Raw genomic sequence first — 12,988 nt, 5'->3', positions numbered from 1 at the left:
GATACGGGAATTTTATCCGGAATCCCTTGTTGCCGCACCGCGATTATGCTAAGATAGTGCTTACTGACCATACTATAATGAAAGGAAAAGGCATGCTTTTTGGCGCGGATCAGCGCTGGAAAACAGGAGCCTCCGTGGGAACCAATGAAACGCAGCGGAACAGATAAAACAGGCCGGGCCGGGCTTCGCCCCGATGGCGAACAGGCAATTAACCACAAGCAAATGCTAAAGCTGTTTCTTACGATCGCGCTGCCCGTAGCGCTGCAAAACCTGCTTACCTATGCCGTCGGCCTGATGGATTCCATCATGGTTGGCTCGCTCGGCGAGGTACAGCTTTCCGCGGTTACGGTGGCCAACCAGCCTTTTTTCCTCTTCATGATGTGCATGTTCGGGCTTTCGTCCGGCGCCTGCGTGTTGATTTCCCAATATTGGGGCAAAAAGGATAAGGACACAATTTCGCGGATATTCGGCATTGTTTTGCGGATTGCGGTGCTGGTGGGCATCGGCGTTACGGCGGTGGTCCTCCTTTTCCCGCGGCAGGTGATGGCGCTTTATACCACCGAACAGCCGGTAATTGAATACGGCGTGCAGTATTTGCGCGTCGCTGTCTTTTCCTATATTCCCTTTGCGTTCACAAACGGTTACCTTACCTGTGTGCGCAGCGTGGAGCGCGTAAAGATTGCGGTCGTCACCTACAGTATTTCCTTTTGCGTAAACGTGTTTTTTAATTATATGTTCATTTTCGGTAAATTCGGCGCGCCGGCCCTCGGCGTTGCGGGCGCGGCCGTAGGGACGATCATCGCCCGCGCAACCGAATTTGTCATCGTACTGGTGTACGCGCTCAGGAAAGAAACGCGCGTCACCCTGAAATGGGGTTACATTGTAAAAAATGAAAAGTGGATATTGCACGACTATGTAAAATTTTCCATGCCTGTTTTGGTGAACGAGATGATGTGGGCGGTCGGTTCGTCGGCCACCACGGCGATCCTCGGGCGCATGAGCGTTTCGGCGGTCGCGACGGTCAGCATCGTTTCCACCGCCTTCCAGATTGTAACGGTGTTTATCTACGGCGCCGCCTCCGCGACGCTTGTCCTCGTAGGTAAATACATCGGGGAACGGAAATTCACGGTCGCGCGTAAAAGCGCAAATTGGCTGGTCGTCGCCAACATCGTAATTGCAGCGGCAACCGCCGCCGTATTCCTGCTTTTGAAGGATACCTTCATGGGCTTTTACACGATTACCCCCGAAACGCGCGACGCGCTCGATATGACGATGATCGTGGCTGCGGTAATTATTCTTTTTTATGCGGTCAACATGGCCTGCATCGTGGGGGTGTTCCGCGGCGGCGGGGATACGATCTTTGCCATGCTGCTCGATATCATTGCCATGTGGGGCGTTGCCGTGCCGCTCGGTGCGCTGGGGGCGTTTGCGTGGGGGCTTTCCATACCGGTGGTTTATTTCCTGCTGCGCTCGGACGAAGTTGTCAAGGCCTTCGTGTGCCTGGCGCGCATGAAAAGCGGAAAATGGCTTCGCGTCGTTACACGAAATACGGACGGCACGGATGACGCCGGGCCCATGCCGCCGGAATCGGGTCAGGTTTTGGAATAACGGTCCTGCGCATTCCTTTGCGCGGCCGCAATAAAATTGATTCATATTGAAAAAAATTGTGTATTTTGCAGACCGGTTGTTTATAAAATGCGGGAATCTTTATTCATGGAAAGGTGGATAAGCAATGGCGCAAAATGGAACGATGATGCAGTATTTCGAGTGGTATCTTCCCCCGGGAATGCTGTGGAATAAGATGAAGGATGAGGCGAGCGCGCTTGCGCAAAGCGGAATCACCGCACTGTGGATTCCGCCTGCCTACAAGGGCAGCGGCGGCGTTAACGACGTGGGATACGCTGTATACGACATTTACGACCTCGGCGAATTCGGCCAAAAAGGCACGGTCGCAACCAAATACGGGACGAAGGACGAGCTCCTCGCGGCGATCCACGCCCTGCATGAAGCCGGAATTGCAGTCTATGCAGACGTGGTGCTCGACCATATGATGGGCGCGGACGGCATAGAGCTTGTGAACGCCTCCGAGGTCAACCCGGAAAACCGCAACGAAGAGGAAAGCGGCCCGCAGCAAATTGCAGCGTGGACCCATTTCTATTTTCCCGGCCGGAACAAAATGTATTCGGATTTTGAATGGCATTGGTATCATTTTACGGGGATCGACTGGGATCAGAAGGCGAAGGAAACCGCGGTCTTTAAGTTTGAAGGCAAGGAATGGGACGAGGAAGTTGACGGCGAAAACGGCAACTTTGATTACCTGATGGGGGCGGACCTCGACCTTGACCATTTCGACGTAATCACGGAACTGACCCAATGGGGAAAATGGTTTATCGAAACGACGGATATCGACGGTTTCCGTTTCGATGCGGTCAAGCACATGAAATTCTCATTTTACCAGAACTGGCTTGACTCCATGCGGCGTGACGCAAAGGAAGAGCTCTTTTCCGTGGGAGAATACTGGAATGCCGACCTTAATGCGCTGAAAAATTATATCGACACGACAAAGGGCGCGCTCTCGCTGTTCGACGTGCCCCTGCACTACCGTTTTATGGATGCGGCCAATTCGGGCGGAGAATTTGATATGCGCACGATTTTTGACGGCACGCTCACACAGGATAACCCGACGCGTTCGGTTACCTTTGTGGACAACCACGATACGCAGCCGGAGCAATCGCTCGAGTCATGGGTGCCGGATTGGTTCAAGCCCATTGCCTATGCGTTGATCCTGCTGCGGCAGGACGGATATCCCTGCATATTTTACGGCGATTATTACGGCATCGGGCATAGCAATATTGCGGATAAAAAGCGGGAGATTGACTGCCTGCTTGCGGCCCGCAAGGAGAATGCCTACGGAAGGCAGAACGATTATTTCGACCACCCGGATATAATCGGCTGGACGCGCGAGGGCGACGAAGAGCACCCGGACGGGCTTGCCGCTCTTGTCACAAACGGCGAAGGCGGCACAAAGCATATGTATGTCGGGCAGGCGCACGCGGGCGAAACGTTCTACGACTGCACGGGCAACCGGACGGAGGAAGTGACCGTCGGCGAAGACGGAAACGGGGATTTTTCCGTCAACGGCGGCTCGGTATCCGTATGGATTAAAAAGAAATGAAGGGAATTCCGGCATGAATGAACGGACGGTCCGCCTGAAGGACGGCGGCCTGATGCCTGCCCTCGGGCAGGGCACGTGGCATATGGGCGACCATAAAAATACGGAGGGACAGGAAATAGAGAGCATCCGCCTCGGGATATCCCTGGGCATGACGCTTCTCGATACGGCGGAAATGTACGGCGAAGGCGCGTCCGAGCGGATGCTCGGCAAGGCCATCGCGCCGCTCCGGCGGGAGGAACTGTTCCTTGTTTCCAAGGTTTATCCGTGGAACGCAGGCCGGGATAATATTTTTAAAAGCTGTGAAAACAGCCTTAAGCGGCTGGGGACGGATTATCTCGACCTTTACCTGCTGCACTGGCCGGGCAGTGTCCCGCTCGGGGAAACGGTGGAGTGCATGGAGCGGCTCGTTGTAGACGGGAAAATAGCGCGCTGGGGCGTTTCCAATTTTGATACGGACGATATGGAAAAACTATTTTCCGTGCCGGGGGGCGAAAAATGCGCTGTAAACCAGGTGCTCTACCATCTTGGTTCGCGCGGCGTGGAATACGGCCTGCTTCCGTGGCTGCGCGGGCATGGGGTCGCCATGATGGCTTATTGCCCGGTCGCACAGGGCGGAATCCTGGGGCGGCAGCTTCTCATGGATAAGACGCTGAATGAAATTGCAGGCGCCCACGGCATTACCGTAATCCAGCTTTTGCTGGCCTTTGCGCTTCGGCGGCAGGATGTGGCGGCAATTCCAAAAGCGGGAACGCCGCAGCATACGCGGGAAAATGCAAAGGCCGGTGAAATCCGGCTGGCGGATGCGGAGTGGGAAAGAATCGAAACGGCTTTTCCCGCGCCTGCGCATAAAGTGCCGCTTGACATCCAGTAAAAAAAACGGGCCCGTATTCATCCATGCGGCCTGTTTTTTATTTTGCCGGAATGAAACCGCAGGGCCGCGGCAATATTTGATTTATCTGTAACCGGGTAAAAAAAGCGCCCCGTTTTTAGATACGGGGCATCTCATACAATATCATATCGGAAAGAAATAGTCTATACTTTTTTCCCATTTCTGTTAAGCTGAAATCACCGGCCGGGTTTAACCAAAAGGAGGAATGATATGCCAGTTGATTTTGAACGAACGGCGGAATATTATGACGCCATGTATGGGGAAGAAGACGCGTACCGCAGGGAAGCGGGGCAAGTGTACGCCCTGGCGCAAGAATACGGCGCGTGCGGGAAACTGCTCGATATTGCCTGCGGTACCGGGCTCGAAGCAAAATACCTGTCGCGCTATTTCAGTGTGACGGGGGTCGACCTTTCCAGGGGGATGCTGGAAATTGCGCAGAAAAATGTCCCCGGGGTGCGCTTTATGGAGGGAGACATGTTCGCGCTTCCGCTGGAAGAGACCTTTGACATTGCGGTGAACCTGTATGGAAGCATCGGGTTCGCGAAAGACCGGGAAGAGCTTGCGGCGGCGTGCCGGGAAGCCGCCCGGTGCCTCAAAAAGCGGGGGCTGTTTATCCTTACGCCGTGGAGCACGCGGGAAACCTTTGCGGAAGGGATGCTTGCGGACAGCGGGGAAAGGGACGGACTCTTTTTCTGCCGGATGGAGGCTGTGCGGCGGGATGGCCCGCGGCATGCCGAAGTTGTAATGAAGCATTTGGTGGGCCGGAACGGGGAAATCCGTGAATTTTTCCAGACACAGGAAATTACGCTCTTTTCCGAAAAGGAATACCGCGGCGCGCTTGAAAGCGCAGGCTTCCGCATCGTATCACGCCTGACGGAGCAAGAGTTTCGTATGGGGGCGTTCGTATGCGTTAAATAGGGAAAAACAAACAGCGGCTGCCGGAAGGCAGCCGCTGTTGTTTATTCATAGTCTCTTCTGGAATTGTTCCGCTGCTGCTTTCTCGCCTTCCTGCAAGCCGGGCACCTGACCGGGTCGTTATCAAAGCCTTTTTCCCTGAAAAAATCCTGCTCGCCCTCCGTAAATACGAATTCGTTTCCGCAATCCTTGCAGATAAGGGTCTTGTCAGCCATGTTTGTGCATCCTCCTGAACCATAATTTAAAAAGAGAGATATTGGTTAAAATTCCCTGCAAATGGAATTTTCTGGAAGTGGGTTTTAAATCGGAATTCGTTTCCTGGGTTCATTTTAACATGGCTTTTTTGGCTTTACAACGTTTTTTTCGTAAGGGAAAATCAAAATTTACAGAAAATTATTTTTCTGATGTCCGGTTTTGTGATATAATCAATACAATATATCATGGGAAAGGTGTTCGATTTTGTCCAAAACCTTTCCGTGGTGGAAAGAAATGGATATGACAAAAACAACACAAAATATTATGGTCAATATACGCGGCAGCCAGGCGGACGAGTATGACGACAGCACGATGGAGCTCTATACGGAAGGCATGCTGACGCACGACGGCGGGAAATATATCATCGAGTATGACGAAAGCGAAATCTCGGGCATGGAAAACACGAGAACGTCGCTTACCGTAGAAGGAGACCGCGTCCAGCTGAAGCGGACGGGGGCGGTGGAAACGGAGTTTGTGTTCCTCAAAAGCCGTGTTTTTGAAGCCGCCTATGAAACGCCGTTCGGCATGATGCAGATGTCGGTGCTGCCCACGCAGATTTTGAGCGAGCTTTCGGAGGACAAGGGAAAAATCAACCTTGAATATGTCATCCGCATCGGCGACCAGCAAGCCGTGAACAAGCTGAAGATCGATTACAAGAAGATACCGAAAGCGTAAGCTTTTCAATATGTTTTAAATGTTTTCCGGAGGAGGATTGATGAATTATGTTGATTGAATGGATTGGGCATTCCTGTTTTTATATAACGACGGAGACAGGGAAAACGATCCTCATAGACCCTTATGATGATACAATCGGGCTTCGTGTGCCCGAAAAACAGGCGGATATCGTCCTTGTTACGCACGATCATTTTGACCACCGGAACCAGGCGTATATCGACGGCATGAGGAACGGGGATATATTGGTTACGGAAGCGGGCCCGCACGAAGCGGATGGAATTAAAATTACGGGGATTCCCGTATGGCACGACGAACAGCAGGGCAAGGAGCGCGGCGAGGTAATCACCTACCTGATTGAGGCGGATGGAATGCGTCTCCTCCATATGGGCGACGTGGGCGCGATGCCCGAAGCTCCGTATTTTGAACAGATCGGGAAGATTGATATCCTTATGATTCCGGTGGGCGGCTATTACACCGTGGATGCAAAGGGAGCGCTTAATATTATGGACCAGATTCATCCGAATATTACAATCCCCATGCATTATCTTGTGAACGGCCTTACGCTGACAGAACTTGCAAGCCCGCATGATTTCCTTGCGCGTGCGGCAAGCCGGGAATATGACGTTTCGCGCCTCGGCGGCGGAGTGTTCGAGATCACCAAGGATAACCTGAAAAAGCGCAACAGGATCGTTGTTATGGAATGCTCGCACTGCTGACGGCGTCGCAATACGCGCCTCATGGCTTGTTTCCCCCTTCGGGGAAAACGCCGCTTTCGCGCGATTGCTCCTTTTCCCCACAAAACTCACGTCGTTCGAGTTTTGCGGGGGCCCGGGAAGCAGAGGGCAATACGCGCCTCATGGCTTGTTTCCCCCTTCGGGGAAAACGCCGCTTTCGCGCGATTGCTCCTTTTCCCCACAAAACTCACGTCGTTCGAGTTTTGCGGGGGCCCGGAAAGCAGAGGGCAATACGCGCCCTTGGCTCACATGGAGGCGTTTTGTATGACCGCCGCGCGGCGGGGGTACCTGTATCATATAAGGAAATGAAATCAGGAACGCATTTTATGCGTTCCGTTTCTTGTGAATTTGTATAAAAACTGGCGGGGTTTGTTTTGGGTTCTTTTTCAAAGGAAAAGAATTGGGCGATCATTTTGGGAGGCTTATGTATTTATGAAAACCGGGTTTGACAACGAACTGTATATTGAAAAGCAAACAGAGAAAATACGCGAGCGGATCGAGCTCTTTAAAGGGAAGCTCTACCTTGAATTCGGGGGCAAGCTGTTTGACGATTACCATGCCTCGCGGGTGCTGCCCGGGTTTGACGTAAACGGAAAAGCCAAGCTTTTGCAAAGCCTGCAGGACCAGGCGGAAATTATCTTCTGCATCAACGCCGGGGATATTGAAAAAAATAAGGTCCGTGCAGACCTTGGCATCACTTATGACCTTGATGTGCTCCGCCTGATCGACAACCTGCGCGGCATGGGCCTTTATATCGGCAGCGTCGTCATCACGCAGTATACGGAGCAGCATGCGGCGGATGTTTTCCGCCAGAAGCTTGAGCGCAGGGGGGTAAAAACCTATATCCACAAGCACACCAAGGGATACCCGAATGAAATCGAACTGATCGTAAGCGACGAAGGCTACGGGATGAACCCGTATATCGAAACGACCCGTCCGCTGGTGGTGGTGACCGCCCCCGGCCCAGGCAGCGGCAAGCTTGCGACCTGCCTTTCCCAGCTTTACCATGAAAACAAGCGGGGCGCGCGCGCCGGTTATGCAAAATTTGAAACCTTCCCTATCTGGAATTTACCGCTGAAGCATCCGGTCAATATGGCGTACGAGGCGGCGACGTCCGACCTCAACGACGTGAATATGATCGATCCGTTCCATCTTGAAGCCTACGGGAAGACGGCGGTCAACTATAACCGTGATATCGAAGCGTTTCCGATTGTAAAAACGATCCTGGCAAAAATTACGGGAAATAAGGATTATTACCAGTCGCCCACGGATATGGGCGTCAATATGGCGGGCTATGCCATTACCGACGACGAGGTGTGTCGGCAGGCGGCGCAGCAGGAAGTGATCCGCCGTTATTACAACGCGCAGTGTGACTTCAAAAAAGGGCTGATCCAACAGGAAGCCCTGCAAAAGAACCTGATGGTCATGAAGCAGCTGGAGCTTGAACCGGCCGACCGCGTGGTGGTTGGACCGGCAATCGCAAAATCCGAGAAGGAAGGCGTTCCCGCCGCCGCGATCGAGATGCCCGACGGCACGATCATCACCGGAAAGACAACGGAGTTGATGAACAATGTGTCGAGCATGCTGCTGAACGCCATCAAGCACCTTGGCAATATTGCCGATGAAATCAGGCTTATTTCCCCGATGGTGCTGGAACCTATTTTGAAATTAAAGGAGGGCGCGCTCAAAGAGCTCGACCCGATCCTTAATATTGAAGACGTCCTGATTGCGCTTTCCATCAGCGCGGCGATGAACCCCATGGCCGAGGTCGCAATGGAAAAGCTCAAAGACCTTGCGGGTTGTGAGGTGCATTCCACCTGCATGCTGACGCAAACGGATGAATCGGCGCTGAAAAAGCTTAATGTCAACCTCACGTGCGAGCCAGCGTATCCGTCCAAGGATTTATATTACGTGTGAACACAGTGAACCAGAAATGGCTTTCCGGGCATGAATTCTGTCTATTTGTTCCCGTAATATAAAAAATGTAGAAATGATACGTCCCGGTTTCCGGTTTGTAACCGCTGGCGGCGGCCGCCAGCGGAATGAGTCGACGGCATCGAGCCGTCGGAGCTTTTTTGGTTCTTTTTTGGCGATACCAAAAAAGAACATTTCCTACTGAGGTGGAGCGCAGAAAAATTTCTATGCTGATCTGCATCGTGTATCTCCCACCCAAAGGCCGGACACACACTTTTTTTGAATAGAATTTTATTTGCGTACAGTTTAGGCAAAAACCATAAATGTGCAACCGGCCTTACCGGCGGGCGCGCATTTCTAAATAAGCTTAAGCCGGGGTCTTTTTCCTTTTGATTTGCGGAAACAGGAACCAGAAAAACGCGCCGAGGGCGATGAGCCCGAGGCTGATCCATTGGGAAATGGAAAGTGCGCCGTAAATCCCTCGAATTGCGTCGTAGCGGAAAAATTCGAGTATGAAGCGGATAATCCCGTAGCCAACCAGGTAAAACGCAAGGACTTTTCCGGGCGGCCTTTTTTGTTTCCCATAATGCAGCATGAGAAAAAAAAGAACCAGCAGGCATGCCGATTCAATCAGCTGCACCGGCAAAAGCCGTACGCCGTGCGGCGCAATGGGCGACGCGTCAAAAACGACGCCGAAATCGCAGGGGATGCCATAGCAGCAACCGGCGGAAAAGCAGCCCACCCGCCCGACGGCGTGCATGAGCGGAATGGAAGGCAGTATGGTGTCGACCATCGCCCATACCGGCGTTTTGATCAGTTTCGCTGCAAGGATCAGGAACACTATTCCTCCGATGAAGCCACCGTAATAAACGAGCCCGGCATCCATAAAGTATTCGAGAAAGGTGTAGCCCTCCTCCCGCGCATGTGCGAGGAAGACGGGAAAACCTTGGACCATAAAAAACAGTTTGCCGCCGATGAGGGCACCCGCCGCGGCGATAAACAGGCAGGCGACAAGATCATCAGCGCGTACACCGTTTATCCGGCGGCGCAAAAATGCGCACAAAAGCCCAACTGCAAAGCCAATGACAATAAAAATGGCATAGGTAGAGACGGAAACACTGAAAATCTGCGTTACGGGAAACATAGCGTCCTTTCAAAAGAGAAAAAACAGGCAAACCCTTTGGCTTGCCTGTTTTTGAAGTTGATTCAATCAGCCCAACATGTTTGCCATCGCAAGGCTTCCTGCCACGAACATACCTGCGCAAGCAACGATTACAATCAGCAAGATCAGCGACAGAATGATGCCGATAATCGACAGGACAAAGCCCGCCGTCGCCATACCGCTAGGCTGCATCTTTCTTGCCTTCACGCCGAGTACGAGGCCGACGATGCCGCAGATGAGGCCGACGATCTGGAGAGGAGTGATAAATGCGAATACGACCGCAATGATACCCAACACCAGCGATACGACAGCAAAAGTGTTTTTGTTTTCCATAATATGATACCTCCATAAATAAAATATATGATACTTGCAATTGTGGAAACAGGCATAAAACATTACCCGGGAAGCCGGGTTTTCCGCTGTTTACCACAGTTTTTATTATATAATGAAAGCATGTTCCAAGTCAAACAATGAAGGTAAAAAAGCAGTAAAATCGTGACAATTTAATGCGAGGTGTCATTTTTTTGGAAAAAATAGTTTTTTCGTGTAATAAACGTAATATTTTTGTATAAAATATAGATAAATTTCATTGACAAGAGCGCCATTTTTGCGCATAATAAAAGGGACAGAAGTGGAAATTTATAAAGATGGAGTTCACAACCGTTTTTTCCTGTATATTTTAGTGTATATTATATATAATTTTATCACTTCCATGAACGTTAAAGGGTTTTGATTGACGCTGTTTTGTTACTATTGTGTTTAAAATTTTAATAATTTTTTATCATACCAAAAAGGAGTAATCATTGTCGTGGATACCAGTTTACTCGAATCCAAGAGTCTCGCCGACCTGCGCGAGATCGCAAAATTAGCAGGTGTAAAGTCTCCAACCAAGTATAAGAAAGCCGATCTCCTCGCGAAGCTTCTCGAGCTCGACCAGGCGGAAGAGCAAAGCGCCGCGCCGCTGCAAGAGGCTGCGCCGGAACCGCAGCCGGAGGTTTTCGTGGAGCCCGTTCCGGAAAAAACGCCCGCGCCGCGGCGTGGACGACCGAAGGCAAAAGCCCGGCCGGAAGTGCAGCCCGAGGCAGACCCGCAGCCCGAAGCGCAGGCCCAGCCGGAAGCACAGGCCCCGGCGGATGCGGAGCCGATGCAGGATTTCGGCGACGAGGAGCCTGCCGGGGAAGGGGAAGAACAGCATGATTCCCGCAGGCGCAGGATTATCGAATACGTACCGAATAACGATGCGGTAAACGAAATACTCAACACCGGGGAATGCAAGGATGCCAACGGTATCCTTGAGGTACACTCGGAGGGCTATGGGTTCCTGCGCAGTGAAAATTACCTGCCCGGTTCTAAAGATGTATACGTATCACAAGCGCAAATTCGCAAGTTTAACCTGAAAACGGGAGACAAGGTGTGCGGGAAGACCCGCCCCTCCAAGGACGGGGAGCGCCTGCTCGCCCTCCTGTATATTGAAACGGTGAACGGCGAGCCGGTAGAGAACTGCCAGACGCGCCCGGCGTTTGAGACGCTGACGCCGATCTATCCGGACGAACGTTTTACGCTGGAAAATATCCGTGCGTCGCGCGACCTGGCGATTCGTATGATCGACCTGATCTCGCCGATCGGCAAGGGCCAGCGTGGCCTTATCGTTGCGCCGCCGAAGGCAGGTAAAACAATCCTGCTGAAAAAGATTGCCAACAGCATCACCACCAACTATCCGAAGGTAGAGCTCCTGGTGCTGCTGATCGACGAACGCCCGGAGGAAGTTACGGATATGCAGCGTTCGATTGCCGGAGAGGTGGTGTATTCCACCTTTGACGAAAAACCGGAGAACCATGCGCGCGTGTCGGATATGGTGATCGAGCGTGCAAAGCGCCTCGTAGAGCACGGACGCGACGTGGTTATCCTGCTTGACAGCCTGACGCGCCTTGGGCGCGCGTACAACCTGATCGTCCCGCCGTCCGGGCGGACGCTCTCGGGCGGCCTTGACCCGGCTTCGCTGTATAAGCCGAAGCGTTTCTTCGGCGCGGCCCGGAACATCGAGGGAGGCGGCTCCCTCACCATTATCGCAACGGCCCTCGTAGAGACAGGCTCGCGAATGGATGAAATTATCTATGAAGAGTTCAAGGGCACGGGTAACATGGAAATCCATCTTGACCGCAAGCTGTCCGAGAAACGTATCTTCCCGGCTGTGGACCTTGCAAAATCGGGAACCCGCCGCGAAGACCTGCTGCTTTCGCAGAAGGAGCTGGAAGGAACGTGGGCGCTGCGAAAGGCATTGTCTTCCGGGAATACGACGGAGGTCACGGAACAGCTGATCGGTATGCTGGTGCGTACGCAGACCAACGAGGAATTCCTTGCGCGGCTGCATGAGTGGTTCCGCATCTGGGAAAAGGAAGGCTATAATTCCGGAAGCGGCGGAAGAAGGATGTAATTTTGGCGAAAGGTATTATAACCAATCGGTTAGAAAAACGGCAAAGCGGATATCCGGGATGGATATCCGCTTTTTTCGTGAGCAATTTATTGTTTTCCCCTAGCCAATGATCTCCTTCACACGCTTGTAAAACGCGTGCGCAAGCATGGCGTGACCGGCCTCATCCATATGAAGCTGGTCGATGGGGGACGGTTCCGCGGCCTGTGCGGCGTCCATGTAATGGCAGCCGTACAGCTCCGCCATTTCCCGGTAACGCGGGGCAAGCTCTTTTGCGATCCGGACGGAGCGTTCGTCAAAGCAATCTCCAAAACAGCTCTCCCCAATCCTGTCCCCGATTTTAATGGGGGAAACAACCAGGATTTCAGGCGGCCTGCCATCGCTGCCATACATCGGGTTCTGCGCTTTTGCAATCAGCTGCCCGATGCATTTTGAAATAGAAAATGCGGTTTGCCCAAGATGTATTTTGGTGTCGTTGGTGCCGAGCATGATAATCAGCAGGTCTGCCGGCATCTTGGTCAGCAGGCATGCTTCAAGATAAGAAAGGCCGTTACGGCCGGGCTCGGCCGGGTCATCGAAGCCCGTGGTCCGGGCATTCATGCCCTCCTCGCAAACGAGGTAATCATCCCCAAGAAGCCCCTGGAGCATCCCTGTCCAGCGCATATGGTATGGTATGCGCTGTCCGCTCCCGGGATGGTAGCCCCACGTATTGGAATCCCCAAAGCAAACAATTGTTTTCATTCCTGTCACTCCCCTGTAAAATTTTTACCATTTTATCATATAACAAAATTCCCGGCAGTTCAATGGACACGGCCTTTACCAAAGCGGCTTTTTGTGC

12 protein-coding genes are annotated in these 12,988 nt (G+C 52.4%); 8 read left to right on the top strand and 4 right to left on the bottom strand.

Annotated features, from left to right (window positions below; all coding sequences use genetic code 11):
* The first annotated feature begins 144 nt into the window (after positions 1–144).
* The 4 genes from BBD38_RS03680 (at position 145) to BBD38_RS03665 (ending at position 4,982) form a co-directional block, all read left to right on the top strand.
* The gene (locus tag BBD38_RS03680; protein ID WP_147568068.1) at positions 145–1,608 is read left to right on the top strand and encodes an MATE family efflux transporter; all 1,464 of its coding nucleotides are present in this window, start codon (positions 145–147) and stop codon (positions 1,606–1,608) included.
* 124 nt (positions 1,609–1,732) lie between these two features.
* Positions 1,733–3,175, top strand: coding sequence for an alpha-amylase (locus BBD38_RS03675; RefSeq protein WP_066684704.1), 1,443 nt, complete (start codon positions 1,733–1,735; stop codon positions 3,173–3,175).
* Positions 3,176–3,188: 13 nt separating this feature from the next.
* A complete protein-coding gene (locus tag BBD38_RS03670) occupies positions 3,189–4,046 on the top strand; it encodes an aldo/keto reductase (protein WP_066684702.1) in 858 nt (285 codons plus the stop codon).
* A gap of 228 nt (positions 4,047–4,274) precedes the next feature.
* Positions 4,275–4,982: a class I SAM-dependent methyltransferase gene (locus BBD38_RS03665; RefSeq protein WP_066684700.1), complete on the top strand. Its 708-nt coding sequence runs from the start codon at positions 4,275–4,277 to the stop codon at positions 4,980–4,982.
* A 41-nt stretch (positions 4,983–5,023) separates the two neighbouring features.
* On the opposite strand, the gene BBD38_RS03660 is transcribed toward BBD38_RS03665, so the two are convergent.
* Entirely contained in the window at positions 5,024–5,194 is a 171-nt protein-coding gene (locus BBD38_RS03660) for a zinc-ribbon domain-containing protein (RefSeq protein ID WP_066684698.1), read from the bottom strand.
* A gap of 274 nt (positions 5,195–5,468) precedes the next feature.
* On the opposite strand from BBD38_RS03660, the gene BBD38_RS03655 reads away from it, so the two are divergent.
* From BBD38_RS03655 to BBD38_RS03645, 3 genes are all read left to right on the top strand, one after another.
* A complete protein-coding gene (locus tag BBD38_RS03655; protein ID WP_147568067.1) occupies positions 5,469–5,909 on the top strand; it encodes a DUF1934 domain-containing protein in 441 nt (146 codons plus the stop codon).
* A gap of 47 nt (positions 5,910–5,956) precedes the next feature.
* Positions 5,957–6,625: an MBL fold metallo-hydrolase gene (locus tag BBD38_RS03650; protein ID WP_066684693.1), complete on the top strand. Its 669-nt coding sequence runs from the start codon at positions 5,957–5,959 to the stop codon at positions 6,623–6,625.
* 450 nt (positions 6,626–7,075) lie between these two features.
* A complete protein-coding gene (locus tag BBD38_RS03645) occupies positions 7,076–8,560 on the top strand; it encodes a DUF1846 domain-containing protein (protein WP_066684689.1) in 1,485 nt (494 codons plus the stop codon).
* Positions 8,561–8,924: 364 nt separating this feature from the next.
* Here the strand turns inward: BBD38_RS03645 and BBD38_RS03640 are convergent, their stop codons facing one another.
* The gene (locus tag BBD38_RS03640) at positions 8,925–9,701 is read right to left on the bottom strand and encodes a prolipoprotein diacylglyceryl transferase (protein ID WP_066684687.1); all 777 of its coding nucleotides are present in this window, start codon (positions 9,699–9,701) and stop codon (positions 8,925–8,927) included.
* Positions 9,702–9,767: 66 nt separating this feature from the next.
* Positions 9,768–10,016, bottom strand: coding sequence for a hypothetical protein (locus tag BBD38_RS03635; protein ID WP_207644628.1), 249 nt, complete (start codon positions 10,014–10,016; stop codon positions 9,768–9,770).
* Between the two features lie 511 nt (positions 10,017–10,527).
* On the opposite strand from BBD38_RS03635, the gene rho reads away from it, so the two are divergent.
* Complete coding sequence (gene rho, locus BBD38_RS03630; protein ID WP_066684682.1) at positions 10,528–12,153, top strand: transcription termination factor Rho; 1,626 nt, start codon at positions 10,528–10,530, stop codon at positions 12,151–12,153.
* A 99-nt stretch (positions 12,154–12,252) separates the two neighbouring features.
* Here rho and BBD38_RS03625 read toward each other — a convergent pair whose 3' ends face one another.
* Positions 12,253–12,891, bottom strand: coding sequence for a GDSL-type esterase/lipase family protein (locus tag BBD38_RS03625; protein ID WP_066684680.1), 639 nt, complete (start codon positions 12,889–12,891; stop codon positions 12,253–12,255).
* Between the last annotated feature and the right edge of the window lie 97 nt (positions 12,892–12,988).

The organism is Christensenella intestinihominis (genome assembly GCF_001678845.1).
In the GTDB taxonomy this organism is placed as follows: Bacteria; Bacillota; Clostridia; order Christensenellales; family Christensenellaceae; genus Christensenella; species Christensenella intestinihominis.
This window is presented reverse-complemented; position numbering and strand designations above follow the sequence as displayed.

Excerpts from the sequence above, each read along its gene's own strand:
- BBD38_RS03680 (WP_147568068.1), top strand. The coding sequence starts at position 145 with ATGAAACGCAGCGGAACAGATAAAACAGGCCGGGCCGGGCTTCGCCCC.
- BBD38_RS03675 (WP_066684704.1), top strand. The coding sequence starts at position 1,733 with ATGGCGCAAAATGGAACGATGATGCAGTATTTCGAGTGGTATCTTCCC.
- BBD38_RS03670 (WP_066684702.1), top strand. The coding sequence starts at position 3,189 with ATGAATGAACGGACGGTCCGCCTGAAGGACGGCGGCCTGATGCCTGCC.
- BBD38_RS03665 (WP_066684700.1), top strand. The coding sequence starts at position 4,275 with ATGCCAGTTGATTTTGAACGAACGGCGGAATATTATGACGCCATGTAT.
- BBD38_RS03660 (WP_066684698.1), bottom strand. The coding sequence starts at position 5,194 with ATGGCTGACAAGACCCTTATCTGCAAGGATTGCGGAAACGAATTCGTA.
- BBD38_RS03655 (WP_147568067.1), top strand. The coding sequence starts at position 5,469 with ATGGATATGACAAAAACAACACAAAATATTATGGTCAATATACGCGGC.
- BBD38_RS03650 (WP_066684693.1), top strand. The coding sequence starts at position 5,957 with ATGTTGATTGAATGGATTGGGCATTCCTGTTTTTATATAACGACGGAG.
- BBD38_RS03645 (WP_066684689.1), top strand. The coding sequence starts at position 7,076 with ATGAAAACCGGGTTTGACAACGAACTGTATATTGAAAAGCAAACAGAG.
- BBD38_RS03640 (WP_066684687.1), bottom strand. The coding sequence starts at position 9,701 with ATGTTTCCCGTAACGCAGATTTTCAGTGTTTCCGTCTCTACCTATGCC.
- BBD38_RS03625 (WP_066684680.1), bottom strand. The coding sequence starts at position 12,891 with ATGAAAACAATTGTTTGCTTTGGGGATTCCAATACGTGGGGCTACCAT.